Annotated in this window: 23 protein-coding genes; 14 read left to right on the top strand and 9 right to left on the bottom strand. The window is 73.2% G+C overall.

Features of this window, described 5'->3' with window-relative positions:
* From EAO70_RS11325 to EAO70_RS11315, 3 genes are all read left to right on the top strand, one after another.
* On the top strand, window positions 1-1,022 hold a 1,022-nt coding region (locus EAO70_RS11325; protein WP_148003014.1), incomplete at its 5' end, for a protein phosphatase 2C domain-containing protein.
* A gap of 65 nt (window positions 1,023-1,087) precedes the next feature.
* Window positions 1,088-2,830 carry a pyruvate dehydrogenase gene (locus EAO70_RS11320; RefSeq protein ID WP_148002855.1) on the top strand — a complete coding sequence of 581 codons (1,743 nt, stop codon included), beginning with the start codon at window positions 1,088-1,090 and terminating at the stop codon, window positions 2,828-2,830.
* Between the two features lie 69 nt (window positions 2,831-2,899).
* Window positions 2,900-3,304, top strand: a complete 405-nt coding sequence (locus EAO70_RS11315; RefSeq protein ID WP_148002854.1) for an ATP-binding protein — start codon at window positions 2,900-2,902, stop codon at window positions 3,302-3,304.
* A gap of 41 nt (window positions 3,305-3,345) precedes the next feature.
* Here EAO70_RS11315 and EAO70_RS11310 read toward each other — a convergent pair whose 3' ends face one another.
* Window positions 3,346-4,470 (bottom strand): DUF2637 domain-containing protein, encoded by a 1,125-nt coding sequence (locus EAO70_RS11310; protein WP_148002853.1) that lies wholly within the window; start codon window positions 4,468-4,470, stop codon window positions 3,346-3,348.
* Between the two features lie 204 nt (window positions 4,471-4,674).
* Window positions 4,675-5,541 carry a (2Fe-2S)-binding protein gene (locus tag EAO70_RS11305; RefSeq protein ID WP_148002852.1) on the bottom strand — a complete coding sequence of 289 codons (867 nt, stop codon included), beginning with the start codon at window positions 5,539-5,541 and terminating at the stop codon, window positions 4,675-4,677.
* 508 nt (window positions 5,542-6,049) lie between these two features.
* Here EAO70_RS11305 and EAO70_RS40300 point away from each other — a divergent pair.
* Together EAO70_RS40300 and EAO70_RS11295 are read left to right on the top strand one after the other, a co-directional pair.
* Window positions 6,050-6,655 (top strand): GntR family transcriptional regulator, encoded by a 606-nt coding sequence (locus tag EAO70_RS40300; protein ID WP_148002851.1) that lies wholly within the window; start codon window positions 6,050-6,052, stop codon window positions 6,653-6,655.
* Between the two features lie 131 nt (window positions 6,656-6,786).
* Window positions 6,787-8,463, top strand: coding sequence for a WD40 repeat domain-containing protein (locus EAO70_RS11295; RefSeq protein WP_148002850.1), 1,677 nt, complete (start codon window positions 6,787-6,789; stop codon window positions 8,461-8,463).
* Window positions 8,464-8,496: 33 nt separating this feature from the next.
* Here the strand turns inward: EAO70_RS11295 and EAO70_RS11290 are convergent, their stop codons facing one another.
* Window positions 8,497-9,285 (bottom strand): hypothetical protein, encoded by a 789-nt coding sequence (locus EAO70_RS11290; RefSeq protein ID WP_148002849.1) that lies wholly within the window; start codon window positions 9,283-9,285, stop codon window positions 8,497-8,499.
* A 302-nt stretch (window positions 9,286-9,587) separates the two neighbouring features.
* Window positions 9,588-11,285, bottom strand: coding sequence for a PucR family transcriptional regulator (locus EAO70_RS11285; protein ID WP_148002848.1), 1,698 nt, complete (start codon window positions 11,283-11,285; stop codon window positions 9,588-9,590).
* Window positions 11,286-11,592: 307 nt separating this feature from the next.
* Between EAO70_RS11285 and EAO70_RS11280 the strand changes: the two genes are divergently transcribed.
* The 5 genes from EAO70_RS11280 (at window position 11,593) to EAO70_RS11260 (ending at window position 18,372) form a co-directional block, all read left to right on the top strand.
* Window positions 11,593-12,483: an FAD binding domain-containing protein gene (locus tag EAO70_RS11280; protein WP_148002847.1), complete on the top strand. Its 891-nt coding sequence runs from the start codon at window positions 11,593-11,595 to the stop codon at window positions 12,481-12,483.
* Between the two features lie 2 nt (window positions 12,484-12,485).
* Window positions 12,486-13,079 carry a (2Fe-2S)-binding protein gene (locus EAO70_RS11275; protein WP_148002846.1) on the top strand — a complete coding sequence of 198 codons (594 nt, stop codon included), beginning with the start codon at window positions 12,486-12,488 and terminating at the stop codon, window positions 13,077-13,079.
* Between the two features lie 2 nt (window positions 13,080-13,081).
* On the top strand, window positions 13,082-15,484 hold the full coding sequence (pucD, locus tag EAO70_RS11270) for a xanthine dehydrogenase subunit D (protein ID WP_148002845.1): 2,403 nt from the start codon (window positions 13,082-13,084) through the stop codon (window positions 15,482-15,484).
* A gap of 241 nt (window positions 15,485-15,725) precedes the next feature.
* On the top strand, window positions 15,726-17,192 hold the full coding sequence (locus EAO70_RS11265; protein WP_148002844.1) for an NCS2 family permease: 1,467 nt from the start codon (window positions 15,726-15,728) through the stop codon (window positions 17,190-17,192).
* A gap of 43 nt (window positions 17,193-17,235) precedes the next feature.
* A complete protein-coding gene (locus EAO70_RS11260; protein ID WP_148002843.1) occupies window positions 17,236-18,372 on the top strand; it encodes an XdhC family protein in 1,137 nt (378 codons plus the stop codon).
* Between the two features lie 145 nt (window positions 18,373-18,517).
* Here EAO70_RS11260 and EAO70_RS11255 read toward each other — a convergent pair whose 3' ends face one another.
* Window positions 18,518-19,828, bottom strand: coding sequence for an ROK family transcriptional regulator (locus tag EAO70_RS11255; protein ID WP_148002842.1), 1,311 nt, complete (start codon window positions 19,826-19,828; stop codon window positions 18,518-18,520).
* 174 nt (window positions 19,829-20,002) lie between these two features.
* Window positions 20,003-20,608: a TetR/AcrR family transcriptional regulator gene (locus EAO70_RS11250; RefSeq protein ID WP_148002841.1), complete on the bottom strand. Its 606-nt coding sequence runs from the start codon at window positions 20,606-20,608 to the stop codon at window positions 20,003-20,005.
* Window positions 20,609-20,723: 115 nt separating this feature from the next.
* Between EAO70_RS11250 and EAO70_RS11245 the strand changes: the two genes are divergently transcribed.
* The 4 genes from EAO70_RS11245 (at window position 20,724) to EAO70_RS11225 (ending at window position 24,284) form a co-directional block, all read left to right on the top strand.
* Window positions 20,724-21,872, top strand: coding sequence for an acyl-CoA dehydrogenase family protein (locus EAO70_RS11245; RefSeq protein WP_148002840.1), 1,149 nt, complete (start codon window positions 20,724-20,726; stop codon window positions 21,870-21,872).
* A 271-nt stretch (window positions 21,873-22,143) separates the two neighbouring features.
* Window positions 22,144-22,905, top strand: coding sequence for an SDR family NAD(P)-dependent oxidoreductase (locus EAO70_RS11235; RefSeq protein WP_148002838.1), 762 nt, complete (start codon window positions 22,144-22,146; stop codon window positions 22,903-22,905).
* 151 nt (window positions 22,906-23,056) lie between these two features.
* Window positions 23,057-23,773 carry a TetR family transcriptional regulator gene (locus EAO70_RS11230; RefSeq protein WP_148002837.1) on the top strand — a complete coding sequence of 239 codons (717 nt, stop codon included), beginning with the start codon at window positions 23,057-23,059 and terminating at the stop codon, window positions 23,771-23,773.
* A gap of 121 nt (window positions 23,774-23,894) precedes the next feature.
* The gene (locus EAO70_RS11225) at window positions 23,895-24,284 is read left to right on the top strand and encodes a zinc ribbon domain-containing protein (protein WP_148002836.1); all 390 of its coding nucleotides are present in this window, start codon (window positions 23,895-23,897) and stop codon (window positions 24,282-24,284) included.
* Between the two features lie 91 nt (window positions 24,285-24,375).
* Here EAO70_RS11225 and EAO70_RS11220 read toward each other — a convergent pair whose 3' ends face one another.
* From EAO70_RS11220 to EAO70_RS11210, 3 genes are all read right to left on the bottom strand, one after another.
* Window positions 24,376-25,332, bottom strand: a complete 957-nt coding sequence (locus EAO70_RS11220) for an electron transfer flavoprotein subunit alpha/FixB family protein (RefSeq protein WP_148002835.1) — start codon at window positions 25,330-25,332, stop codon at window positions 24,376-24,378.
* Between the two features lie 37 nt (window positions 25,333-25,369).
* On the bottom strand, window positions 25,370-26,155 hold the full coding sequence (locus EAO70_RS11215) for an electron transfer flavoprotein subunit beta/FixA family protein (protein WP_148002834.1): 786 nt from the start codon (window positions 26,153-26,155) through the stop codon (window positions 25,370-25,372).
* A gap of 44 nt (window positions 26,156-26,199) precedes the next feature.
* The coding region (locus tag EAO70_RS11210) for an acyl-CoA dehydrogenase family protein (protein ID WP_261992803.1) at window positions 26,200-26,499 on the bottom strand (300 nt) is incomplete at its 5' end.

Here is a 26,499-nt window from a genome sequence, read left to right as displayed (position 1 = left end):
GCCCCACCGCTCACGTCTCGGTCCCCCGGCCCCGTACCGGATACGTCGGGAGCCGGCCGCCCACCTACGAGGCCGAGCCGACCGCCCTGCCCGTCGCCCGGCCCGGCGAGCTCGGCGAGCTGGTCGCCGACACCGTGCTCGACGGCGCGCGCTACGGCGCCTGCACCCTGCGGGCCGCCTCCGTCCGCGGCGACTCCGCCCGCTACCGGGGCGAGCCCCGCCGCGACGCCCTGCTCACCGCCCGCTTCGGCCACGACGAGACCGCGCTCGTCCTCGTCGCCGTCGCCGCCGGCTCGCGCGCCGCCGAGGACGCCCACCTCGCCGCCGCCGACGCCTGCCGGTGGATCGCGGAGGCCGTCTGCCGCAGCCACGCCCGGCTCTCCGACGACATCCGGTCCGGCCGCCGCGGCGACCTCAAGTCGGGACTGCACCGACTCACCGACCGCACCTACGGCAGGCTCCGGGCCCGCGCGGCCGAGCGCGGCCTCGCCCCCGACGAGTACACGGCGACGCTCCGCTGCCTGCTCGTCCCGGCCGACCCCGACTGCCGCACCCGGGTCTTCTTCGGCATCGGCGGCGGCGGACTCTTCCGGCTCCGCGACGGCGCCTGGCAGGACATCGAACCGCTGCTGCCCGAACCGGCCGCCGTCACCGGCGCCCCCGTCCTGGGCTTCGGCTCGCCGCCCCCGCCGGACACCGCCTCCGAGACCGAGGAGGGCGACCGGCTCACCATGGACCTCGGCATCACCACCGCGCCGGGGCCCCTCGTCGAGGAGCCCGTGCCGCCGCCCGCCGAGCCGTTCCGGTTCCGCGCCTCCGTCGCCCGCCCCGGCGACACCCTGCTCCTCGCCTCGCCCGGCCTCGCCGAGCCGATGCGCGGGGAACCCGACCTCGCCCGCGAACTCGCCACCCGCTGGGCCGGCGCCGAGGCGCCCGGACTGGCCGCGTTCCTCGCCGACACCCAGCTGCGGGTGACCGGCTACGCCGACGACCGCACGGGGGTGGGTGTCTGGGAGGCGTAGCCCTCCTCCTCGGAGACGGCCTAGTCCACCGGGCGGGACCCGCCGGGTCGTGGGTTGATGGACCCATGGCCAAACAGAACGTGGCGGAGCAGTTCGTCGACATCCTCGTCCGCGCGGGAGTCCGGCGCATGTACGGCGTCGTCGGCGACAGCCTGAACCCGGTCGTCGACGCGATCCGCCGCACCCCCTCGCTCGACTGGATCCAGGTGCGGCACGAGGAGGTCGCCGCCTTCGCCGCCGGCGCCGAGGCCCAGATCACCGGAGAGCTGGCCGCCTGCGCCGGCTCCTGCGGCCCGGGCAACCTGCACCTGATCAACGGCCTGTACGACGCGCACCGCTCGATGGCCCCGGTCCTGGCTCTCGCCTCGCACATCCCGTCCAGTGAGATCGGCCTGGGCTACTTCCAGGAGACGCACCCGGACCGGCTGTTCCGAGAGTGCAGCCACTACAGCGAACTCATCTCCAACCCGGAGCAGATGCCCCGGCTGCTGCACACCGCGATCCAGCACGCCGTCGGCCGCGGAGGCGTCGGCGTGGTCGCGCTGCCCGGCGACATCGCCTCCCGGCCCGCCCCCGCGAAGGCCGCGCAGACCGCGCTCGTCACCTCCCGGCCGACCGTCCGCCCGGGGGACGCCGAGGTCGACGCCCTCGTCAAGATGATCGACCAGGCCGAGCGGGTGACGCTCTTCTGCGGCAGCGGGACCGCCGGGGCGCACGCCGAGGTCATGCAGTTCGCCGAGCGGATCAAGTCCCCGGTCGGCCACGCCCTGCGCGGCAAGGAATGGATCCAGTACGACAATCCGTACGACGTCGGCATGAGCGGACTGCTCGGATACGGCGCCGCGTACGAGGCCACCCACGAGTGCGATCTGCTGATCCTGCTCGGCACCGACTTCCCGTACAACGCCTTCCTGCCCGACGACGTGAAGATCGTGCAGGTGGACGTCCGGCCCGAGCACCTCGGGCGCCGCTCCCGGCTCGACCTCGCGGTCTGGGGCGACGTCCGGGAGACCCTGCGCTGCGTGGCCCCCCGCGTCCGGCCCAAGGCCGACCGGCGCTTCCTCGACAAGATGCTCAAGAAGCACGCGGACGCCCTCGAAGGCGTCGTCCGGGCCTACACCCGCAAGGTCGAGAAGCACGTCCCCGTCCACCCCGAGTACGTCGCCTCCGTGATCGACGAACTCGCCGACGAGGACGCCGTGTTCACCGTCGACACCGGGATGTGCAACGTCTGGGCGGCCCGCTACCTCACCCCCAACGGGCACCGCAGGATCATCGGCTCCTTCAGCCACGGCTCGATGGCGAACGCGCTGCCGCAGGCCATCGGCGCGCAGTTCACCGACCGGAACCGCCAGGTCGTCTCGCTCTCCGGCGACGGCGGGTTCTCCATGCTGATGGGCGACTTCCTCACGCTCGTGCAGTACGACCTGCCGGTCAAGGTGATCGTCTTCAACAACTCCTCGCTCGGCATGGTCGAGCTGGAGATGCTGGTCTCCGGAATGCCCTCGTACGGAACGACGAACAAGAACCCGGACTTCGCGGCCATCGCCCGCGCCGCCGGAGCCTTCGGCGTACGGGTCGAGAAGCCCAAGCAGCTGACGAGCGCCCTGAAGGACGCCTTCCGGCACAAGGGCCCCGCCCTGGTGGACGTCGTCACCGACCCCAACGCGCTGTCGATCCCGCCGAAGATCAGCGCCGACATGGTGGCCGGCTTCGCCCTCTCCGCGGGGAAGATCGTCCTGGACGGCGGGGTGGGCCGGATGCTCCAGATGGCCCGCTCCAACCTGCGCAACGTCCCCCGGCCCTGAGGGCATGCGGGGGATGTGGCGGGGCATGCATCCCGGGAGCCTGTTCGACGCGATCTGTGGGTGGGGGATATGGCCGGGGAGGCACGACAGCCGACTCAACTGCTGAGAAGGCTGGGATGCGCGGATCTCACCGCGGTGCCGGAGGTACGGCACGCGTTACGCGAACTGCTGGGGCACTGGGGCGGGCCCGGGGCCTCGGACGTGGCGGAACTGCTCACCAGCGAACTGGTGACCAACGCCCTCGTCCACACCGAGCACGGGGCGGTCGTCACGGCCACGGTCGTGCCCGAGCAACTGAGGGTCGAGGTACGCGACTTCGTCCCCGGTCTGGCACCGCCGGACGCACCGCCCGCCGACGACGGCACGCACGGCAGGGGTTTGATCCTGGTGGACGCCCTGGCCGACTCCTGGGGAGTCGACGACCACGAGCCCGGCAAGGTGGTCTGGTTCGAACTGAACGGCGGGGCCGCCTGAGAGGCGGCCCCGCCGACGTGTGCGGAGGACGGTGCGGCGGTTCAGCCGAACTGCTGCTCCATCTCCTTGAGCTTGCGCTCCAGGGAGTCCAGACGGGGCAGCGTCTGGGTGTCGTCCTCCGCGGTGAGGTCCACCGTCCGGGACTCCCCGGTCGCGGTGTCACGGCCGCGGACGGCCTGGAGGGATGGCCGGGGTCGAAGCGGCAGTTGTCCCGGATCCGCTATGGCCGGTTCCGCGACGGCGGCCGGTACCGACGCCGTCGCGGAACCCGTGCCCGAGCCGGTGCCCGACCCCGGCCCCGGGCCCGTACCGGCGCCCGAGGTGGCGTTGAGCGCCGCCATCTCCACCTGGCGGCCGCCGCCCCTGCCGAGCCCGAAGGCGCGGTGCTGGCGGTTGATCGCCTTCAACCGGGCCCGGTCCAGCTTGACCTGGTCGCGCCGGCGGATCCGGTTCTGCTCCTTCTCCCGCCGGTCCTCGCGCACCTCGTCCACGGCCTCGTCCAGGGTCCGTACGCCCTCCAGCAGCATCAGCGACCAGGCGGCGAACGTCTCCCGGGGCGCCCGCATCCACCGCACCATCCGGATCTGCGGCAGCGGGCGGGGCACCAGGCCCTGCTCGCGCAGCGCGGCCCTGCGGGTCTGCTTGAGCGCCCGGTCGAACAGGACCGCGGCCGAGAGGGACATGCCCGCGAAGAACTGCGGTGCCCCGTCGTGGCCCATACCGCGCGGAGCGTGCACCCAGTTGAACCAGGCCGCCGCGCCCGCGAACAGCCAGACGAGCAGGCGGGAGCCGAGGGCCGCGTCGCCGTGACTGGCCTCGCGGACCGCGAGCACCGAACAGAACATCGCGGCGCCGTCGAGGCCGAACGGGACGAGGTACTCCCAGCCCCCGGTGAGGTTGAGGTTCTGCCGGCCGAAGCCGACCAGGCCGTGGAAGGAGAGCGCCGCGGCGACCGCGGCACAGCAGAAGAGGAGGACGTAGGAAGCGGTGCCGTACACCGCCTCCTTGCGTCTGCGGCGCTCCTCGCTGCGTTCCCAGGAGTCCTCGGCCGCGGCCTGGTCACCGGCGCGCTTCCCGCGCGCGAGCACCGCCACCGCCGTCAGGACTCCGGCCACCATGACGCCGCCCGGAAGCAGCCAGTCAAGCGATATGTCGGTCAGTCTCATGCGGTGTCCCTTGCATCGCAGTAGGGCGTTCAGCGGCCCATACTGGCCGACCTCGCGGGGCGCTCAAGGGGTTTCCGGGCAAGAGCACGCCATCGGGGAGCCACGACATACGAATAGGTACGTTCTGGTCGAACGCCCTTGCAGGGAACAGGGGTTGGGTTCGATTTACGCCACCCTTCCGGGTGGCGTAATCGCCCGGGACCGTCAGGCCGTCGCCGCGAGCCGCCGGACCCGCTCGGCGTCGCAGGTGCGCGGACAGGTCAGACAGGTGTCCTCGGGGCGCAGCGTGTAGAAGAAGCAGCAGGTCGCCCGGTCGCGCGTGGCGCGCGGAGCGCCGTCCGCGCCCTCGGTGCCGGGCAGTTCGCGGAAGCCCGCCGCGCCCGCGTAGGGCTTGTACGGCTTGGCCGTGCCCGGCATCAGCAGGTCGAGCTCCGCCATCGCCCGCCGCTCCTCGTCGAACAGCGTCCCGACGTACCACAGGCCTTCGACGATCTCGTCCGTCGCCATCCCCCACAGGGCGCGGCGGCCACGCCGCATCCGGGAGCCGAAGCCGTCGAGGATCGCCTCGAAGTGCTCGGCGAGCGAGGCGCGCACCTCGGCCCGCAGCGCGTCCTCGTCGGCGACCACCCGGGCGCCCGGCAGGGCCGCGGCGGGGTCGTCGGGCAGGCAGGCGAACTCCTCCACCCGGACGGCCAGCCGGCCGAGCGCGCGCTGGAACGACACGTTCCGTGCGGGCAGGCGGGGCACCCGGCGGTCCAGGAACCAGGGGACGGTGACGAGCAGGCAGGCGGGCCAGGCGTACCGGTGCAGTCCGAAGCTGGCGACGACGTCGGGCCGGGCCTGGGTGCCGTAGTCGCGCAGCACCTGCGCGTTGTCCCAGGCCAGGAAGGCGTCGAGGTCGGGGCCGCCGGCCGCGAGATCCTCCGCGCCGACCCAGCCCGCGCCGCGCGGCAGCTGCTCGCCGTGGACGTGTTCCTCTATCCGCAGATGGGGGAAGACCTCGGCGAGCCGGGCGTAGGAGGCCGCGACGGGCGAGGTCGAGGCGGCGGGCAACAGGGCGGGGACGGTCATGCGGACCACCGAATCGCGAGCGTTGGCAGGTTAGCCTTACCTTACCCGATTCGGGTTCACCTCTCACCACCGGCCACGGGCCCCTCACCAGGGAGGCAGTCCTCACACCCCTGACACGGCCCCGTTCGCCTATGGTGCACAGGGGACCCGCGCGACGCGAGCCGGGCCCGGCACGAGGCCGCAGGAGGACCCGGGTGGAGCAGGGCGCAGCGCGCGAGCGGGCGGCGGAGGACCCGTCACCACCCCTCGGCGACCCTTCCCGGACGCCGACGGAGCCCGCCGGGGCAGCGCAGGCGGAGCCCGCGCGGATGCCGTCGGAGTCCGCGCGGGTGCCCGAACAGACCCGCGGCGCCGAACGTCCGTCCGGGGGGGCCGACCGTCGCGCCGACGGCGCCGACCGCCCCGACCGCGCCCGCGGCGAGCGGTTCGGCGTCTCGGCCACCCCGGTCCGCGAGGCCATGCCTCCCTCCCCGCCCCCGCCGCCGGCCCCCGTGTCGTCCGGCATTCCGTGCGCGGGCAGATCCTCGACGCGCTCCGTACCGCCCTCGTGGGCGGCGAGCTCGTCCCCGGCGAGGTGTACTCCGCGCCCGCCCTCGGCGAGCGGTTCGGCGTCTCGGCCACCCCGGTCCGCGAGGCCATGCAGCGCCTGGCCGTCGAGGGCGCCGTCGAGGTCGTGCCCAACCGCGGCTTCCGCGTCACCGAGCGGACCCCCCGCGAACTCGCCGAACTCGCCGAGGTCCGCGCGCTCATCGAGGTCCCCGTCATGCTGCGGCTCGCCCGCACGGTCCCGGCCGCCCGCTGGGCCGAGCTCCGCCCGGTCGCCGAGGCCACCTCGGTCGCCGCGGCCCGCGGCGACCGCGCCCACTACGCCGAGGCCGACCGGGCGTTCCACCGGGCCGTCCTCTCCCTCGCGGGCAACGAGCAGCTGCTCACCGTGGCCGACGACCTCCACCGCCGCTCCCAGTGGCCGCTGATCAGCGCGCCCGTGGTCCGCCACGGCGTGCTCGTGGCCGACGCCGCCGAGCACACCGCCCTGCTGGACGCCCTGATCGCCCAGGACCTCACGGTCGTCGAGTCCCTCGTCCGCGAGCACTTCACCGGCCTGAACGACTGACGCCCACCGCCTGGAACAGCCCCGCGGAGGCTCCCGGAAGGCCGTCCTCGCGAGGGGCGGTCCCGGGGGCCCCTCGCCCACTAAGGTCGAGGGCGACAGCCGCCCGTACCGCGTCGCCCGTGAGGTGCCCCATGCCGTCCGCGACCCCGTCCCCTGCGGACGGAGGCCGACCCGTCACCGGTACGGAGACCGAGGCCACCGCCCTGCTCGGCTGGCTCACCGACCCCGAGGCACCGCGGCTCTGCCTGGTCACCGGAGCCCCCGGCAGCGGCAAGACGGCTCTGCTCGGCTGGTTCGCCAAGCACGGCCCGCGGGCCGGCCGGCCGCGCCGCCGCACGGCCCGGGTCCTCGTCCCGCTGGCCGGACAGAGCGCCCTCGGCGCGACCTGGACGATCGCCGACCACCTCGGCGTGGTGGCGCGGTCGCCCGGCGACCTGGTGCACGCCCTCGCCACCAGCGAGACCCGCCCCGCCGGGCGCGCCGTCCTGCTCCTCACTGATCTGCACGCCGCCGCCGAACCCGCCGCGCTCACCGACCTGATCGCCGAGCTCGCCGGCGTCGGCCGGGTCCGTCTCGTGGTCGAGGCCCGCAGTGGCACCCCCGCCCCCGCGGCCCTGCGCAACGACCGGCGGGTCGCCGTCGTGGACCTCGACGGCGACACCGACGCCCCCGGCGCCGACGCCCCCGGGCCGTCCCGCCCGCTGCCCGACCTCTCCGACCCGGTGGCGGTCTGCACGGCCGACCCGTTGCTCGTCACCACGGCGTACGTCACCGGAGCGGCCGCCGCCGGACTCCCGGGAACCCTCGACGGACCCGAGGAACCCGCCCGGCCCGGCGAGAGCGCCGCCGAGGACCACGGTGGGCTGCGGGCCGCCTGGATGCGGGCCGGTCAGTCCCTCTGCCGCGAACAGGATCCGGCGGACCGGGCGTTGGTGCTGCTGTCGGCCCTCGGCGACGGGGCCGACCCCCGACTGCGCCCCGCGCTCGCGGACCTCGCGCAGGGCTCGCCCTGGCGGCTCCGCTGGGCCCGGCACCGCGGCGACCTCACCCCGCCCTGGCCGGGCCCGGTCACCGTCCTCGGTGCGGCGGGCGGACCGCTGGAGGGGACGCTCCTGGTGGGCGACCGCACCGGCGCCGTCCGGCTGCTGCACGAGGCCGACGCGAGCCCCGCGGGCCGCCTCGCCCACACCGTGCCCGGCCGGGTCACCGCGCTCGCCCCCGCACCGGACGGCACGGTGCTGCTCCTGGACGACCGCGGCAGGCTGCACACCGTACGGGGGACGGCGCCGCGGGCCCCGTACCTGGAGCGGCTGACCGAGGCCGTCTCGGCGACCCTGGCCCGGCACCCCGGCACGGCCCTCGCGGCGATCGCCGGTTCGGTGGTGGTGGGGGACCGGCTCGGCTCCGTGCACGCGTTCGGTCTGCGGGGTCTGCACCAGGCCGCCTCGCACAGCGGCCGGGTGGCGGCGGTCGCGGCGGTGGACTCCGAGACCCCGTTCGTCTGCTCCGGCGGCGTCGACGGGACCGTACGGCTCTGGACACCGGGCCGCGACCCGCGCCCCGAGCCCCTCGCCGAACGGCCCTCGCCGGTGGTCTCGCTGCACGCGACGGAGACCCCGCACGGCCCGCTGGTCGCCGTCGCCTGGGGCGACGGCCTCGTCCAGCTGCGCCGCCCGGACGGCGGCCCGACCCTCTCGTTCCGCCCGGGCCCCCCGGTCCGCGCGGTCGCCGTCACCGGCACCGGCTCACTGCTCGTCGGAACCGACGAGAGCCTGGTGTGCCTGTCCCCGCGCCGTCCCCGGACCTGAGGGGTCGTCATCAGACTCTCGGGACACCGGCCTTCAGGTGGCCGGCTGCGGAGCCAGCTGGCTCGCGAGCCAGGTCGGCACCCCGCCCAGGAGGCGGAAGAGCCGCCGTGCCTCGGCGCGCAGCCGACCCGCCTCCGGCTCCGTCTCGGTGGTGGCGAGGGCGGTGAGGGCCGGGGCCGTGCCGACCAGATAGCCCAACTCCTCCCGGATGCGCAGCGACTCGGCGAAACCGTGCCGCGCCTCCGCCAACTCGCCCTCGCGCAGGGCGAGTCCGGCCAGATGCCGCCAGGTGGAGGAGAGCAGCAGCGAGTCCCCCTGCGCGGTCGCCCCGGCGTGCGCCCTGCGGTACGCGGCATGGGCGGCCTGCGGGGAGTCGCCGAGGTTCTGCGCGATGAGCCCCCGGCGCAGGTCGAGCAGTGGTCGGCCCATGGCGGACGGGGAGATCAGCGCGGCCGCCCGCCCCAGGGCCATCCGCGCCTCGTCGGCCCGGTCGCGGACCCCCAGGAGCGTCGACGCGTAGGCCAGATAACCGCGTTCGCAGGCGGCGGCCCCGCGCTCCTCGTCGGTGCCGGCCACCGCCTCGGCCGCCCGGAGCGCCTCCTCCGCGTCGGCCCAGCCCTGTTCCGTGTAGAGGCAGCGCTCGATCAGCAGCGCGGCCCGTTCGAGTGCGGCGGCGGGTTCGGTGGCGTGGGGCGCGAGGAGCGCGGCCGCGTCCGTCCAGCAACCCCGGGAGCGGAGCCGCCATATGGCGGTCTCCACGGGAGTCTCCTTGCCGTAGGCGAGGGACGGATCTCCGCCGCCCCTTGATTCGGAACCAGACATGGCGGTATCCGCCACGTTGCCCTCCCCGAGCGCGCCATTGAGCTGTTGAGTGAGACCCGCATCTCAGCACGAAGGGGAGTACCTGGCCAAGGGGTCAGGTGAAAGATTTCACAAGACACCGGTACCCCGGGGCACCGCCGTCCCGACCGCGAACGACGGGCCGTCAGATCGCTCCGGGGCCCGTGATCAGGCCCCGGAGGGAGCCCGCCGGCCGCACGGCCGAGGGCACCACCGGCCCGGACGTCACTCCACCGGACTCGCCCGAAGGGATGAATCCGCGTGCGGCCGCCGGGGTCGTCCGATCAGCTCATCCGCAGCGCGAGGAAGAAGTCGAGCTTGTCCTCCAGGCGGGACAGGTCACGGCCGGTGAGCTGCTCGATCCGCCCCACCCGGTACCGCAGCGTGTTCACGTGCAGGTGCAGCCGGGTCGCACAGCGCGTCCAGGAGCCGTCGCAGTCCAGGAAGGCCTCCAGGGTCGGGATCAGCTCCGCGCGGTGCCGCCGGTCGTAGTCCCGCAGCGGGTCGAGCAGCCGGGCCGTGAACGCGCGCCGGACGTCGTCCGGGACGAACGGCAGCAGCAGCACGTGCGAGGCCAGCTCGTGGTGGCCGGCCGCGCAGACCCGGCCCGGACGGGCCGCGGCCACCCGGCGGGCGTGCCGCGCCTCCTCCAGGGCCCCGCGCAGGCCCTCCGCCGAGTGCACGGCGGCGCTGACCCCGAGGGTGAGCCGCCCGTCGTCCGCGAGACCCGCCGACAGCGGAGCGCGTACGGCCGCGAGCAGGGCGTCCGCGTGCAGGCCCAGCGCGGTGGCCGGAGCCTCGTCCTCGCTGTCCGGCAGCGGGCCCGAGGCCAGCGGCACCAGCGCGATGGCCTCGTCCCCGGTATGCGCGACGGCGATCCGGTCGGCGGACTCGGCGCCCACGGTCGCCGGGTCGACGAGGATCTCCTCCAGGAGCGCCTGGGCGACCGGCCCGGCATCCACGGCCGTGCCCTGACCGGCCTCCTGCTCCCACTCCACCCGGGCGACGACCACCTGCCAGTGCGGGGCCGTACCCAGCCCGGGCAGCAGCACCGGGGCGGCCACCCGGAGCCTGGCCGCGATCTCGGCGGGCGCGGCGCCCGTCTGCACCAGCTCCAGGACCTCCTGCGCGAGCCGGCGCCGGACCGTACGGGCCGCGTCGCGCCGGTCCCGCTCCACGGCGATCAGCTGGGTGACGCCCTGGAGCAGGTCGAGCCGGGCGGCCGGCCAGTCCCCGGCGTCCGCCTCGACGGCCAGCAGCCAGTCCGAGAGGACCGTCTCGCGCACATCGCGGGACGCGGGGGCGGCGCCCCGGCCGGTGTTGCGGATCGGGAACAGCGAGTACGCCGTCCCGCCCGTGCTGAGCCGGTGCGGGCCGCGCCGGCCGGTCCGGGTGGCGGCCAGGTGCTCACCGGCCAGCGAGGCGGCCAGCGGGGCCGGGAGGGGCTCGCCCGCCCCCGCGATCTGGCGGCCGGTGGGGGACAGGACCCAGGCCCGCAGGTCCAGGTCGGAGCCCAGCAGGTCGAGGACCACCTCGGGCCCGCCGCCCGCGGGCCCCGAGGTCATGAGCCGCCGGTGCCGGTCGACGACGGCCGCCAGGTCACCCGCCCGCTCGCCGGAGACCTGTCGAACAACGTGTTCGGTGATCGTCGCGAAAGCAACGGTCTCGTTCACCGCGAAGAGCGGCAGACGATGGCGCGAACACGCCTCTACGAGATCGTCGGGAATGTCGCCGAGCTCCGCCTCGCCCGCCGCCAGCCCGGCGACCCCGGCCGAGGCCAGGATCCGTACGAAGGGCTCCGCGTCGGCCGGCTCCCGCAGCCAGGCGAGCCCGGTGAGCACCAGCTCGCCGCCGGACAGATACCGGGTGGGGTCCTTGAGGTCCGTGGTCATCACGCCGCGGACGGTGCGGTCCAGCTCGTCGTCGCCGCCGAGCAGGCGCAGCCCCAGCGCGTCGTGTTCCAGCAGTGCGCGCAGCCGCATCGTGTCGCCGCCGTTCCTTCGTCAGTGGATGGTGGAGGTGTCGCGTTGTCGACGGTGGCGTGGTGCCACCGTTTCCAGGGGAAAACAGTGAGGTGACTGTTTCCCGCCTTTCGTTCGAATCTACAAGACGACGGCGGGACCCAGCCAACTCCTTCATGTCTTCGGTGACTGCACCGGGCGATCCCGGGCTTGTGTACTAGGCCACACACCGCGTGAACAGCACATGAACGTGAAGTCGAGGACCGGCCGTCCCCCCGGAACCCTGCGCACGAACCCCGATCACCAGAATCACTAGAAGAGAGCCACCATGGACTTCCTTCGCCCCGCCAGCTGGGAGGAGGCGCTCGCCGCCAAGGCAGAGCACCCCACGGCCGTGCCCCTTTCGGGTGGCACGGACGTCATGGTCGAGATCAACTTCGACCACCGGCGGCCCGAGTACCTCCTGGACCTGAACCGCATCGAGCTGCTGCGCGAGTGGGAGGTGGGCGAGGAGAACGTCCGCCTCGGCGCCGCCGTTCCGTACACCCAGATCATGGAGAACCTGCGGGCCGAGCTGCCCGGCCTGGCGCTCGCCTCGCACACCGTCGCCTCCCCGCAGATCCGCAACCGCGGCGGCGTCGGAGGCAACCTCGGCACCGCCTCGCCCGCCGGCGACGCCCACCCCGCCCTGCTCGCCGCGGGCGCCGAGGTCGAGGTCGAGTCGGTGCGCGGCAGCCGCTTCATCCCCATCGACGCGTTCTACACGGGCGTGAAGCGCAACGCGCTGGAGCCCGACGAGCTCATCAAGACCGTCCACATCAAGAAGGCGGACGGCCCCCAGCAGTACTCCAAGGTCGGCACCCGCAACGCGATGGTCATCGCCGTCTGCGCCTTCGGCCTGGCCCTGCACCCGGAGACCCGGACCGTGCGCACCGGCATCGGCTCCGCCGCACCCACCCCGATCCGCGCCAAGGAGGCCGAGGCCTTCCTCAACGCGGCGCTCGAAGAGGGCGGCTTCTGGGACAACGGCAAGATCATCACCCCGTCGATCGCGAAGCAGTTCGCCGACCTGTGCTCGGGCGCCGCCAACCCGATCGACGACGTCCGAGGCACCGCCAAGTACCGCCGCCACGCCGTCGGCATCATGGCCCGCCGCCAGCTCGGCTGGACCTGGGAGCAGTACCGCGGCACCGGCCGCCCGCTTGAGGGAGCTGCATAACCATGCGCGTCAATTTCACGGTCAACGGTCGTCCGCAGGAAGCCGACGACGTCTGGGAGGGCGAGTCGCTCCTCTATGTCCTGCGTGAGCGGATGGGGCTCCCCGGCTCCAAGAACGCCTGCGAGCAGGGCGAGTGCGGCTCCTGCACGGTCCGCCTCGACGGCGTGCCGGTCTGCTCCTGTCTGGTCGCCGCCGGCCAGGTCGAGGGCCGCGAGGTCGTCACCGTCGAGGGTCTGGCGGACTACTCCCAGCACCGCGAGGACGCCCACCCCGGCGGTGCCTGTGGCACCGGCGGCTGCGGCACCAGCCTCGACTCCGCGAAGAAGTGGCAGGCCAAGCCGGCCGACTCGCAGACCGGTGAGGGCGTCCGGCTCTCCCCGATCCAGCAGGCGTTCATCGACGCGGGCGCCGTCCAGTGCGGCTTCTGCACCCCGGGTCTCCTGGTCGCGGCCGACGAGCTCCTGGAGCGCCAGAGCGACCCGTCCGACCAGGACATCCGTGAGGCCCTCTCCGGCAACCTCTGCCGGTGCACGGGCTACGAGAAGATCCTCGACGCGGTCCGCCTCGCGGCCGCCCGTCAGGGAGAGGCGGTCTGACGATGGCCCAGAACACGCGCACCGCTCCGGCGGGCACCCCCACCAACGTCACCCAGAACCACACCAAGGGCGGCATCGGCGAGTCCACGCTCCGCCCCGACGGCACCCTCAAGGTCACCGGTGAGTTCGCGTACTCCTCGGACATGTGGCACGAGGACATGCTGTGGGGCCAGACGCTCCGCTCCACCGTCGCGCACGCCGAGATCGTCTCCATCGACATCTCCGAGGCCCTCGCGATGGGCGGCGTGTACGCCGTCCTCACGTATGACGACCTGCCGGCCGAGATGAAGAACTACGGCCTGGAGATCCAGGACACCCCCGTCCTGGCCAACGGCCGGGTACGCCACCACGGCGAGCCGGTGGCCCTGGTCGCCGCCGACCACCCGGAGACCGCGCGCCGCGCGGCCGCCAAGATCAAGATCGAGTACCGGGAGCTGCCGCTCGTCACCGACGAGGCGTCCGCCCTCGCCGAGGACGCGCCGCTGATCCACGAGGGCCGCGACGACCACCACTCCGGTCACGTCCCGCACCCGAACATCGTGCACCGCCAGCCGATCATCCGCGGCAACGCGGACGAGGCCGCCAAGAAGGCCGACGTCATCGTCACCGGCGAGTACACCTTCGGCATGCAGGACCAGGCCTTCCTCGGCCCGGAGTCCGGCCTCGCCGTGCCCTCCGAGGACGGCGGTGTCGACCTCTACGTCGCCACCCAGTGGCTGCACTCGGACCTCAAGCAGATCGCCCCCGTCCTCGGCCTGCCCGAGGAGAAGGTGCGCATGACGCTCTCCGGCGTCGGCGGTGCCTTCGGCGGTCGCGAGGACATCTCGATGCAGATCCACGCCTGCCTGCTGGCGCTGCGCACCGGCAAGCCGGTCAAGATCGTCTACAACCGCTTCGAGTCCTTCTTCGGCCACGTGCACCGTCACCCGGCGAAGCTCTGGTACGAGCACGGGGCCACCAAGGACGGCAAGATCACGCACATGAAGTGCCGGATCGTGCTGGACGGCGGCGCCTACGCCTCGGCCTCCCCGGCCGTCGTCGGCAACGCCTCCTCCCTCTCGGTCGGCCCGTACGTCATCGACGACGTCGAGATCGAGGCCGTCGCGCTCTACACGAACAACCCGCCCTGCGGCGCGATGCGCGGCTTCGGCGCGGTCCAGGCGTGCTTCGCCTACGAGGCGCAGATGGACAAGCTCGCGGCGAAGCTGGGCATGGACCCGGTCGAGTTCCGCCAGCTGAACGCGATGGAGCAGGGCACGATCATGCCGACCGGCCAGGTCGTGGACTCGCCGGCCCCGGTCGCCGAGCTGCTCCGCCGGGTCAAGGCCCGCCCGATGCCGCCGGAGCAGCAGTGGCTCGCCGCCGGTGAGCAGGCGGACGTCCGCGCTCTGCCGGGCGGTCTGTCCAACACCACGCACGGCGAGGGGGTCGTCCGCGGCGTCGGCTACGCGGTCGGCATCAAGAACGTCGGCTTCTCCGAGGGCTTCGACGACTACTCGACCGCCCGGGTGCGCCTCGAGGTCATCAACGGCGAGCCCGTCGCCATGGTCCACACGGCCATGGCGGAGGTCGGCCAGGGCGGTGTCACCGTCCACGCGCAGATCGCCCGCACGGAGCTCGGCGTCACCCAGGTGACCATCCACCCGGCCGACACCCAGGTCGGTTCCGCCGGCTCGACGTCCGCCTCCCGGCAGACGTACATGACCGGTGGCGCGGTGAAGAACACCTGCGAGAAGGTGCGCGAGGCCGTCCTCGAGATCGGCCGCCGCAAGTTCGGCTCGTACCACCCGGCGTGGGCCACCGCCGAGCTCCTGCTGGAGAACGGCAAGGTCGTCACCGACGGCGGCGAGGTCCTGGCGGACCTGGCGGACGTCCTGGAAGGCGAGGCCGTCGACCAGGAGCACGAGTTCCGGCACCGCCCGACCGCCGCGTTCGACCTGGTCACCGGCCAGGGCGACGGCCACGTCCAGTACACCTTCGCCGCGCACCGCGCGGTCGTGGAGGTGGACACCGAGCTCGGCCTGGTCAAGGTCATCGAGCTCGCGACCGCCCAGGACGTCGGCAAGGCGCTCAACATGCTCTCCGTGGTCGGCCAGATCCAGGGTGGCACCACCCAGGGCCTGGGCGTCGCGGTGATGGAAGAGATCATCGTGGACCCGAAGACCGCGAAGGTGCGCAACCCCTCCTTCACGGACTACCTGATCCCGACGATCCTCGACACGCCGACCATCCCGGTCGACGTACTCGAACTGGCCGACCCCAACGCGCCGTACGGCCTGCGGGGACTCGGCGAGGCCCCGACCCTGTCGTCCACCCCGGCCGTCCTCGCGGCGATCCGGAACGCGACGGGTCTCGAGCTCAACAAGACGCCGGTCCGCCCCGAGGCGCTCACCGGCACCCTCTAGGACTCTCCGGGCGGTGTGTGCCTCCCAGGAACGTCACACTTCCCCGCCCGCACCGCCCGGAGTAACCCCCAGCAGGACCCGCTCCACCAGCAGGACCAGCAGTACCGAAACATCCCGTTCGTCTCGGGCCGTCCCCCGGGTCGTGCAGCCCACGCAGCATCCCAAATCCCGCAACTTCAGCAGATCCGAAGTCCTTCGAAGTCTGACGCGGGTGCCCCTTTGAACCTTGGGAGTAGGCCCCATGACCCAGTCGTCTGTGGAGCCCAAGACCGCTTCGGAGGACGCGGGCTCCGGCTCGAACGTCCCCGCCGGCCGCTCTTGGCTCGACCGGTACTTTCACATCTCGGAGAGAGGATCCACCGTCGCGACGGAGATCCGCGGCGGCGTCACCACCTTCATGGCGATGGCGTACATTCTCCTGCTCAACCCCCTGATCCTCGGCGGCAAGGACGTGGACGGCAACGTCCTCAGCCAGCCCGCCCTCATCACCGCGACCGCGCTCGCCGCCGCCGTGACCACCCTGCTCATGGGCTTCTGGGGCAAGGTCCCGCTCGCCCTCGCGGCCGGTCTCAGCGTCTCCGGCGTGCTGTCCTCGCAGGTCATCGCCGTCATGACCTGGCCGCAGGCCATGGCCATGTGTGTGGCCTACGGTGTGGTGATCTGTCTCCTGGTGGTCACCGGCCTCCGCGAGATGATCATGAACGCGATCCCGCTGGCGATCAAGCACGCGATCACCATCGGCATCGGCCTCTTCATCGCGCTGATCGGCTTCGTCAAGGCCGGCTTCGTCCACGAGAACCCCTCGCCCGGCGGCGGCCCGGTCGTCCTCGGCCCGGCCGGTGAGCTGGCCGGCTGGCCGGTCCTGATCTTCGCCTTCACCCTGCTGCTGATCTTCGCGCTCCAGGCCCGCAACGTGCCCGGCGCCATCCTGATCGGCATCGTGGCGGGCACGGTCATCGCCGCCATCGTCAACGCCGTCGGCGACCTGCCGGCCAAGGCCTGGTTCTCCGGTCCGCCGGAGCTCAGCGGCAGCGCGGTCTCCACGCCCGACTTCTCGCTCATCGGCGAGGTGTCCTTCAGCGGCTGGGGCGACGTCGGCTACATCACGATCACCATGATCATCTTCACCCTGGTGCTCGCCGGTTTCTTCGACGCGATGGCCACCATCATCGGCGTCGGCTCCGAGGCCAAGCTCGCCGACTCCCAGGGCCGGATGCCCGGCCTCTCCAAGGCGCTGTTCATCGACGGTGCCGGCGGTGTCATCGGCGGCGGCGTCGGCGGCTCCGGCCAGACGGTCTTCGTCGAGTCGGCGACCGGCGTCGGCGAGGGAGCCCGCACGGGTCTCTCCTCCGTCGTCACCGGCGCGTTCTTCGCGGCCTGCCTCTTCTTCACCCCGATCACCGCGATCGTGCCGGCCGAGGTCGCCTCCGCCGCCCTGGTCGTCATCGGCGCGATGATGATGCAGAACGCCAAGCACGTCGACTGGAGCGACCGCTCCGTCGCGATCCCGGTGTTCCTCACCGTGGTCCTGATGCCGTTCACGTACACCATCACCACGGGTGTCGCGGCCGGCGTCATCTCCTACGCCGTCATCAAGACGGCGCAGGGCAAGGCACGCGAAGTGGGCGCCTTCATGTGGGGCCTGACCGCGATCTTCATCGTGTTCTTCGCGATCCATCCGATCGAGAGCTGGCTGGGCGTCAGCTGACGCCGACCGCCGCCCTCCCCACACAGACATCGAGGAGTTCGAGATGCTGGACATCGCCGAGGAGCTGCACCGGTGGGTCGAGCAGGGACGCGAGTTCGCCGTCGCCACGGTCGTGGCGGTCGGCGGGAGCGCGCCCCGGCAGCCGGGCGCCGCACTCGCCGTCGACAGCGACGGCACGGCGATCGGCTCGGTCTCCGGCGGGTGTGTGGAGGGCGCGGTCTACGACCTCTGCCAGCAGGCCCTCGACGACGGCAGGACCGTCGTCGAGCGCTTCGGCTACAGCGACGAGGACGCCTTCGCGGTCGGTCTGACCTGCGGCGGCATCATCGACATCCTCGTCACCCCGGTCCGCGGCGGGGTCTTCCCCGCCGCGCTCGCCGCCGCCGCCTCGGGCGAGGCGGCGGCCCTGGCCCGGATCGTCTCCGGCCCCGAGGACCTGATGGGCCGGGCGCTCCTGGTCCGCCCCGACGGCTCGTACGAGGGGAAGCTCGGCGGTCACCCCGAGCTGGACCGCACGGCGGCCGGCGAGGCCCGCGCGATGCTCGACGCGGGACGCACCGGCACCGCGGAGATCGGCGAGGACGGCAGCCGCTGCGGACAGCCGCTGACCCTCCTCGTCGAGTCCTCGGTCCCGGCGCCCCGCATGATCGTCTTCGGTGCCATCGACTTCGCGGCCGCCCTCGTCAGGGTCGGCAAGTTCCTCGGCTACCACGTGACCGTGTGCGACGCGCGGCCCGTCTTCGCGACGCCGGCCCGCTTCCCCGAGGCCGACGAGATCGTCGTCGAATGGCCGCACCGCTACCTGGAGTCCACCGAGGTCGACGGCCGCACGGTGCTCTGCGTCCTCACCCACGACGCCAAGTTCGACGTGCCGCTGCTCAAGGCCGCCCTCACACTGCCCGTCGCCTACGTCGGCGCGATGGGCTCCCGCCGCACCCACGTGGACCGCAACGAGCGGCTCCGCGAGGTCGGCGTCACCGAAATCGAACTCGCCCGGCTGCGCTCGCCGATCGGCCTCGACCTCGGGGCCCGTACGCCCGAGGAGACGGCCCTGTCGATCGGCGCCGAGATCGTCGCCAACCGCCGGGGCGGCACCGGCCGCTCCCTCACCGGCGCCCACACCCCGATCCACCACGACGCCCCGGCCGAACCCGCACGACGGATCGGCTCCGTGGCCTGACGGCTGCCCGTACGGCGGATCGGCTTCGGGGCCTGACGGCGGGCGCGGCGGCCCGGGTCAGCGGCCCGACCGGCCGGCGTGCCGGAACGGGCCCGTGGCCCGACGGCCCGCGCGGCGGACCGGCTCGGCCTGACGTCCCGCGCGTTCACTGCGCCGCGCGCTCCCTGAGCGTCGACGCCCAGGCCGGCTGCTCCTCGGCGGTCCCGCCCTCGTCCCGCCGGCCGCCCCGGCCGAAGAAGTCCGCGAGCGGCAGGATCGCCGCCCCGACGGTGACCGCGTCCGGGCCGAGCGTGCCCATCCCGATCTCGACCCGGGCCGCCGGGTAGGCCAGCGCGTACCGCAGGGCGTAGCCCTCGACCGTCTCCAGGAAGCGGGGGCCGAGCTGGAGGCCGGCCCAGCCGCCGACGAGGATCCGTTCGGGCTGGAAGAGGTTGATGAGGTCGGCGAAGCCGGCGCCGAGGTACTCGGCGGTCTCGGCCAGGACGGCGAGCGCGGTCGCGTCGGGTTCCGTGTCCGGGTCGGCGGGGTAGGCCGCGGCGAGCATCGCGGTGAGCGCCGTCTCCTCGTCGGCGCCCGCGGGCGGCACCCCGCCCGCCTCCCGCCACCGTTCGAGCAGCGCCTCCGCTCCCGCGTACGCCTCCAGGCAGCCCTGCGCGCCGCAGCGGCAGCGCCGCCCCCGCACGCGGACGGTCAGATGGCCCCACTCGATGGCCCGGCCCGGCCCCATCGGATCGGTGACCACGCACGCGCCGACACCCGAACCGAACAGCACCACCACGGCGCTGTGCGCCCCGCGTCCGGCGCCGAACCACATCTCGGCCTGCCCGAGGGTCTTGGCCCCGTTGTCGATCCAGTACGGCACCGTGTCCGGCAGGTCCACGCTCTCCCGCAGCAGCCGTTCCAGCGGTACCGCGTCCCAGCCGATGGTCTGCCCGTGGACGACCGCGCCGTCCCCGGTGTCCCGGGCCACGATGCCGGGGACCCCGACGCCGACGCCGAGGAGCCGATCCGTGGACACGTCCGCGCTCCGCAGCACCTCCGCGATGCCCTCGCGGACGTGCCCGACGACGACCCCGACCTCGTACCGCTCGTGGGGATTCGGACCGTCGACGGCCAACGGGCGCTCGGCGCGCGCGAGTTCGGTCAGCGCGAGGTCGAACAGCTCGATCCTGACCCGGGTCTCGCCGACGTCGACGCCGATCATGCAGCCGCTGTCGGGGGAGATGCGCAGGAGGGTACGGGGGCGTCCGCCGGCCGAGTCGACGCTGCCCGCCTCCTCGACGAGGCCCTCCGCGACCAGCTCCGCCACCACGTTGCTGACGGAGCCCGAGCTGAGGCCGGTCGCGGGGCCGAGCGAGTAGCGGCTCAGCGGCCCGTCGAAGTAGAGGCGCTGCAGGACGGCGGTGCGGTTCTCGCGTCGAAGGTCACGCACGGTGCGGCCGTTCCGCTTGGTCACTCGGGCCCCCAGGTGGAAGAGTCTTCCACCGCAACATACCGCTGCGAGTGCCCCGGACGCGCTCTTCTCTTGAGGTTTGACTCATATCCTGAATTAAGCGGACGAAGCCTTCACAGCCTGAACGCGGGGCGGCCGGGCGCCGAACGCGCGGCGCCCGCCCCGGCGCGGCACGACTCAAGCCTTGCGGAGGCCGCTGAGGAGGAGTTCCGCCAGCTGCTCGTACGCCTCCGCGTCGGCCAGGCCGGTCGCCGAGGCGACCTGGCGGCGCTGGATGCGCACCATCACCGAGGAGATGACGTCGGCCGCGAAGGTCACGTGCACCTCGCGGAAGACCCCGGCCCGGACGCCCTCCTCGATGAGCTGCTGGACCCGCCCGGCCGCCGCGCGCGTGTTCCGCTCGTACACCTCCGCCGCCGGCTCGAAGGCCGCGACGTCGTCGAAGAACTGCGGGGAGACCGGGGCCAGTTCGGCCGAGACCGCCCGCAGGTAGGCGGCCAGCCGCTCGGCGGGATCGGTCGCGGCGGCCAGGACCGCCTCGACCCGCGCGGTGGCGCGCCGGAAGAAGTGCACGACCGCCGCCCGGACCAGCTGCTCCTTGCTGCCGGCCAGGCCGTACAGGGTCCGCTTGGAGCAGCGCAGCCGGGCGGCGAGGTCGTCGAGCGTGAGCCGGGCGAACCCCTCGCCGACGAGCAGGGCGACGAGCTCCTCGAAGAGGGCGGAGCGGCGGGCCGCACCGCGACCCGTCAGCTTCGGGCTGTCGGCGGCTGAGGTCTCGATCACCCGCCCAGTATTCCAGGCCGTCTCTCCTCGGGGTTACACCGACACCCTTCTGCGCTACTCTAAGCGGTACTGAAGTACCCGTCCCAGTACCACTTTGCGCGCCGCTGGAGTCGCCATGGATGTCGACCGCCTGCTTCCCACCCCCGAGGCGGCGGACCTCATCGCCCTCACCCGGGAGATCGCCGACAAGGAGCTCGCTCCCCGGGTCGACGAGTACGAGGCCGCCGAGAAGTACCCCGAGGGGCTGTTCGCCACCCTCGGCGAGGCCGGGCTGCTCGGCCTGCCCTACCCCGAGGAGTACGGGGGCGGCGGCCAGCCGTACGAGGTCTACCTCCAGGTCCTGGAGGAGCTCGCCGCGCGCTGGGCCGCCGTAGCCGTCGCCACCAGCGTCCACACCCTCGCCTGCCACCCGCTCCACGCCTTCGGCACCGCCGGGCAGAAGGAGCGCTGGCTCCCCGAGATGCTGGAGGGCCGCACCATCGGCGGCTACAGCCTCTCCGAGCCGCAGGCCGGATCCGACGCGGCCGCCCTCGCCTGCAAGGCCGAGCGGCAGGAGGACGGCAGCGGGTACCGGATCACCGGCACCAAGGCGTGGATCACCCACGGCGGCAAGGCCGACTTCTACGCCCTCTTCGCCCGGACGGCCCCCGGCAGCCACGGCATCTCCTGCTTCCTCGCCCCCGGGACCGCCGAGGGCCTCGGCTTCGGCGCCCCCGAGCGCAAGATGGGCCTCCAGGCCGTGCCCACCACCTCCGCCTACTGGGACGGCGCCCTGCTCGACGCCGACCGGCTCGTCGGCGACGAGGGCCAGGGCCTCCAGATCGCCTTCAGCGCCCTCGACAGCGGCCGCCTCGGCATCGCCGCCTGCGCCACCGGCCTCGCCCAGGCCGCCCTCGACGCGGCCGTGGCGTACGCCAACGAGCGCACCACGTTCGGCCGGCGGATCATCGACCACCAGGGCCTCGGCTTCCTCCTCGCCGACATGGCCGCCGCCGTCGACGCGGCCCGCGCCACCTACCTGGACGCGGCCCGCCGCCGTGACCTCGGCCGCCCCTTCAGCCGCCAGGCCAGCGCGGCCAAGCTCATCGCCACGGACACGGCGATGAAGGTCACCACCGACGCCGTGCAGGTGCTCGGCGGCTACGGCTACACCCGGGACTTCCCGGTCGAGCGCTACATGCGCGAAGCCAAGATCACCCAGATCTTCGAGGGCACCAACCAGATCCAGCGCCTCGTGATCAGCCGGGGACTCGCACAGCCGTAACGATGCTCGGCCGGACGAGCGCCGCGGGATCCCACCGGCCCGCGTCCGCCCGGCCGTTCGCCGTCCGACCGCTCGCCGTCCGGCCGGGCTCCGCCGCGCCGTCCGCGGCCCGCTCCGGCCCGGCCCGGCTCCGTTTCCGGGGACGCGGCCTGCGGTTCTATGGTGGGCGGCGCAGATCGCGCGGACCGCGCGGTCCTCCGCGGGCACGCGCCCGATCCGGCGGCCGACCCGGCGGCAGGGTCGCCCCCGCACGACACGAACGAGGAGTTCCATGGACATCGCCGGCTCCGCCGCTCTCGTCACCGGTGCCGCCTCCGGTCTCGGCGCCGCCACCGCGGCGGCCCTCGCCGCCCGGGGCGCCACGGTCTACGGCCTCGACCTGGACAAGGCCGTGGCCGCCGCCGGACAGCAGCCCGAGGGCGTCCGGCTGCTCCCCGCGGACGTCACCGACGAGCAGCAGGTCCGCGCGGCCCTCGCGGCGGTCGAGGCCGACGGCGCCGAGCTGCGGCTCGCCGTCAACTGCGCCGGCATCGCGCCCTCGGCCCGCATCCTGGGCCGCAAGGGCCCGCACGACCTCGACCTGTTCCGGGCCGTCGTCGACGTGAACCTGATCGGTACGTTCAACGTGATGCGGCTCGCCGCCGAGGCCATCGCCCGGCACGAGCCCGACGAGCACGGCCAGCGCGGACTCGTCGTCAACACCGCCTCGATCGCCGCCTTCGAGGGCCAGGTCGGTCAGATCGCCTACGCCGCCTCCAAGGCGGGCGTCGCCGGTATGACCGTCACCGCCGCCCGCGACCTCGCCCAGTTCGGCATCCGGGTCGTCACGGTCGCCCCCGGCATCGTCGACACCCCGATGATGGCGGGGTTCGGGGAGGACGTCCGGGCCGGTCTCGCCGCGAGCGTCACCTTCCCCCAGCGCCTCGCGCGTCCGGAGGAGTACGCCCGCCTGGTGACGATGGTCGCGGAGCACGACTACCTCAACGGCGAGACGATCCGCATGGACGGCGCGCTCCGGATGGCCGCCCGCTGACCCCGGCGCCCGGCCGGTTCCGGGCCTCCGTACCCGCTGACCACCGACCCCGGCACGTTCCGGGCCTCCGTACCCTCGCGAAAGCACTCGGTGCCGGTTCCTCCCGGCACCTAGTGCCGCGCAAAGGAGTCGCGGGTGTTAGGTTCGGCCCATGGGAACAGCCGGATCAGCGTCGTCGAACTCCACGAAGCCCGCGATGCGGGACTCCCTCATCGCCGCGGCCTTCCAGCTCTTCCTGGAGCGGGGCTACGAGCAGACCACGGTCGACGACATCGTCACCCTCGCCGGGGTCGGCCGGCGGTCCTTCTTCCGGTACTTCCCCTCCAAGGAGGACGTGGTCTTCCCCGACCACGAGCAGTGCCTCGCCGACATGACCCGCTTCCTCGCGGCGAGCGCCGACTCCGACGACCCGATGGTCCGGGTCTGCGGGGCGGCCCGGCTGGTCATGCGGATGTACGCCGAGAACCCGACCTTCTCCGTCCAGCGCTACCGGCTCACCCGCGAGGTGACCGGGCTGCGCACGTACGAGCTGTCGGTGGTCTGGCGGTACGAGAAGACCCTCGGCGACTACCTGCGCACCCGCTGGGCCGACCGCCGGGACGGCACCCTGCGCGCCAACGTGGCCGCGGCGGCCGTGGTGGCCGCCCACAACCACGCCCTGCGGCACTGGCTGCGCTCGGGCGGTGAGGGCGACCCGCTGGCCGAGGTGGACACCGCCCTGGAGTTCGTCCGCGCCACCTGGAGCCCGGACGCGGTGGTGGCCGCACCCGCCGAGGAGGCGGAGGACGTCGTCGTGGTGATCACCAAGCGGTCCACCCCCATGTGGCGCGTGGTGCGCGAGGTGGAATCGAGCCTCGGCGAGGGCTGACGGCGGCACCGGGGTTCGCGGTATCTCCAATTCGGGGAACTCAGGTCTTTATTTGATGGCACTCAGTGCCATATCTTTGCTTCATGCACGGTCGAGCCGCCGAGTGCGAGGAGAAGGCATCGTGTTCCACACGGGACTGAGGAGCGGGACCGCCGTCCAGGCCGCCGAGGAGGCGGGCCCCGACGCCGAGCTCTACTTCCAGCGCTGCCGCTGGTGCCACACCACGACGTTCCAGCGACTGCTCTGTCCGACCTGCGGGTCGACCGATCTCACCCCCGAACTCAGCGAGGGCGAGGGCGTGATCTCCGTACGGCGCGGGGTCGCCGCGGCCGATGCCGACCTCTGGCCGGTCTACATGGCGGAGGGCTTCACCGTCCGCTGCCGGGTCGACGGGCCGCTGCACGCGGTGCGCCCCGGGGTCCGGGTCAAGGTCTCCTCGGGGGTCGGCGTGACCGCTCGCAGGCCGGTCGTCCGGCTCTGCGAGGAGGTCCCCCTCGACGGGTGGATCTGATCGCCGGAGCCGGTGCGGGAGACGCGAAAGGGGCGGGTGGTGGCACAGAGTGCCACCACCCGCCCCTTTCAGGTCACCGGGCGCGAACGGTTCAGCGGGCGCCGATCTCGTCCGTGAGCTGCGGCAGGACCTCGAAGAGGTCGCCGACCACGCCGTAGTCCACCAGGTCGAAGATCGGGGCCTCGGGGTCCTTGTTGACCGCGACGATCGTCTTCGACGTCTGCATGCCGGCCCGGTGCTGGATCGCGCCGGAGATGCCCGCCGCGACGTACAGCTGCGGCGAGACCTGCTTGCCGGTCTGACCGACCTGGTTGGAGTGCGGGTACCAGCCGGCGTCCACGGCGGCGCGGGAGGCGCCGACGGCCGCGCCGAGCGAGTCGGCCAGCTTCTCGACGACCCCGAAGCCCTCGGCCGCGCCGACACCGCGGCCGCCGGAGACCACGATCGCGGACTCGGTCAGCTCGGGACGGCCGGTCGAGACGCGCGGGGTGCGCGAGACGACCTTCGCGGCGTTGCCGGTGAAGGAGACGGTGATGTTCTCGACCGTACCGGTGGCCGAAGAGGCCTCCGGGGCGGCGGAGTTCGGCTTGACGGTGATGACCGGCGCGCCGTGCGTGACCGTCGAGCGCACCTGGTACGAGGCGGCGAAGACGGACTGGGTGGCGACCGGGCCGTTCTCGCCGGCCTCCAGCTCCACGGCGTCGGTGATCAGACCGGAGCCGAGCCGGAGCGCGACGCGGGCCGCGATCTCCTTGCCCTCGCCGGAGGAGGTCACCAGGACGGCGGCGGCCCCCTTCTCCTGCGCGAGCTGGGTCAGCGCGTCGACCTTCGGCACGACGAGCTGGTCGGCGAACTCGGCGCCGTCCGCGACGTACACGGTGGCCGCGCCGTACTCGCCGGCGGTGGCGGCGATCGAGGCCGCGGCCTCGCCGGCGCCGAGCACGACCGCCGAGGGCTCGCCGATCCGGCGGGCCAGGGTCAGCAGTTCGAGGGCCGGCTTGCGGACCGCACCGTCGGCGTGGTCCACGAGAACCAGGATCTCAGCCATGGTTCGTTGCTCCTGTTCGTGTCAGGCTGACGGTGGGTCAGATGAACTTCTGGGTGGCGAGGAAGGCGGCGAGCTGCTTGCCGCCGTCGCCCTCGTCCGTGACGATCGTGCCCTGCGTACGGGCCGGGCGGGCGGCCACGGCGTCGACCAGGGTCCAGGCACCGGCGAGACCGACGTCGTCGGCGTCGATGTCCAGGTCGTCCAGGTCCAGCTCCTCGACCGGCTTCTTCTTCGCGGCCATGATCCCCTTGAAGGAGGGGTAGCGGGCCTCGCCGGACTGGTCGGTGACCGAGACGACGGCGGGCAGCGGGGCCTCCAGGAGCTCGGTGGCGGCGTCGCCGTCCCGGCGGCCCTTCACCGTGCCGTCCTCGACGGAGACCTCGGAGAGCAGGGTGACCTGCGGGAGGTTCAGCCGCTCGGCGAGCAGCGCGGGCAGCACGCCCATCGCGCCGTCGGTCGAGGCCATGCCGCAGACGACCAGGTCGAAGCCGGTCTTCTCCAGTGCCTTCGCGAGGATCGCGGAGGTCGCGAAGACGTCGGAGCCGTGGATGTCCTCGTCGTTGACGTGGACGGCCTTGTCGGCGCCCATCGACAGCGCCTTGCGCAGCGCGTCCTTGGCGTCGTCCGGTCCGACCGTGACCACGGTGACCTCGGCGTCGTCGGACTCCTCCGAGATCCGCAGCGCCTGCTCGACGGCGTACTCGTCGAGCTCCGACAGCAGGCCGTCGACCTCGTCGCGGTCGACCGTCAGGTCGTCGGCGAAGCCGCGGTCACCGGTCGCGTCGGGTACGTACTTCACACAGACAGCGATCCTCAGGGTCACGGCCTGGCTCCTTTCAAGCGGTCATGCGGTCGGTTGACGGGCGGTTACGGGAGGTTGCGGGCCATGACGATGCGCTGGACCTGGTTGGTGCCCTCGTAGATCTGGGTGATCTTGGCGTCGCGCATCATGCGTTCGACGGGGTAGTCGCGGGTGTAGCCGTAGCCGCCGAGGAGCTGGACGGCGTCGGTGGTGACCTCCATGGCGACGTCGGAGGCGAAGCACTTGGCGGCGGCGCCGAAGAAGGTGAGGTCTTCCTTGGTGCCGCCGGCGGAGACGCGTTCGGACCTGGCTGCGGCGGCGTAGGTGAGCTGGCGGGCGGCTTCGAGCTTCATGGCCATGTCGGC

Source organism: Streptomyces sp. adm13(2018) (genome assembly GCF_008042145.1).
Classification (GTDB): domain Bacteria; phylum Actinomycetota; class Actinomycetes; order Streptomycetales; family Streptomycetaceae; genus Streptomyces.
This window is presented reverse-complemented; position numbering and strand designations above follow the sequence as displayed.

What these genes read in the sequence shown, in the direction of transcription:
- pucD (WP_148002845.1), top strand. Translation starts at nt 13,082, where the DNA reads ATGGCCCAGAACACGCGCACCGCTCCGGCGGGCACCCCCACCAACGTC.
- EAO70_RS11295 (WP_148002850.1), top strand. Translation starts at nt 6,787, where the DNA reads ATGCCGTCCGCGACCCCGTCCCCTGCGGACGGAGGCCGACCCGTCACC.
- EAO70_RS11290 (WP_148002849.1), bottom strand. Translation starts at nt 9,285, where the DNA reads ATGTCTGGTTCCGAATCAAGGGGCGGCGGAGATCCGTCCCTCGCCTAC.
- EAO70_RS11320 (WP_148002855.1), top strand. Translation starts at nt 1,088, where the DNA reads ATGGCCAAACAGAACGTGGCGGAGCAGTTCGTCGACATCCTCGTCCGC.
- EAO70_RS11230 (WP_148002837.1), top strand. Translation starts at nt 23,057, where the DNA reads ATGGGAACAGCCGGATCAGCGTCGTCGAACTCCACGAAGCCCGCGATG.
- EAO70_RS11305 (WP_148002852.1), bottom strand. Translation starts at nt 5,541, where the DNA reads ATGACCGTCCCCGCCCTGTTGCCCGCCGCCTCGACCTCGCCCGTCGCG.
- EAO70_RS11245 (WP_148002840.1), top strand. Translation starts at nt 20,724, where the DNA reads ATGGATGTCGACCGCCTGCTTCCCACCCCCGAGGCGGCGGACCTCATC.
- EAO70_RS11265 (WP_148002844.1), top strand. Translation starts at nt 15,726, where the DNA reads ATGACCCAGTCGTCTGTGGAGCCCAAGACCGCTTCGGAGGACGCGGGC.
- EAO70_RS11280 (WP_148002847.1), top strand. Translation starts at nt 11,593, where the DNA reads ATGGACTTCCTTCGCCCCGCCAGCTGGGAGGAGGCGCTCGCCGCCAAG.
- EAO70_RS11235 (WP_148002838.1), top strand. Translation starts at nt 22,144, where the DNA reads ATGGACATCGCCGGCTCCGCCGCTCTCGTCACCGGTGCCGCCTCCGGT.
- EAO70_RS11310 (WP_148002853.1), bottom strand. Translation starts at nt 4,470, where the DNA reads ATGAGACTGACCGACATATCGCTTGACTGGCTGCTTCCGGGCGGCGTC.
- EAO70_RS11315 (WP_148002854.1), top strand. Translation starts at nt 2,900, where the DNA reads ATGGCCGGGGAGGCACGACAGCCGACTCAACTGCTGAGAAGGCTGGGA.
- EAO70_RS11285 (WP_148002848.1), bottom strand. Translation starts at nt 11,285, where the DNA reads ATGCGGCTGCGCGCACTGCTGGAACACGACGCGCTGGGGCTGCGCCTG.
- EAO70_RS11220 (WP_148002835.1), bottom strand. Translation starts at nt 25,332, where the DNA reads ATGGCTGAGATCCTGGTTCTCGTGGACCACGCCGACGGTGCGGTCCGC.
- EAO70_RS11260 (WP_148002843.1), top strand. Translation starts at nt 17,236, where the DNA reads ATGCTGGACATCGCCGAGGAGCTGCACCGGTGGGTCGAGCAGGGACGC.
- EAO70_RS11275 (WP_148002846.1), top strand. Translation starts at nt 12,486, where the DNA reads ATGCGCGTCAATTTCACGGTCAACGGTCGTCCGCAGGAAGCCGACGAC.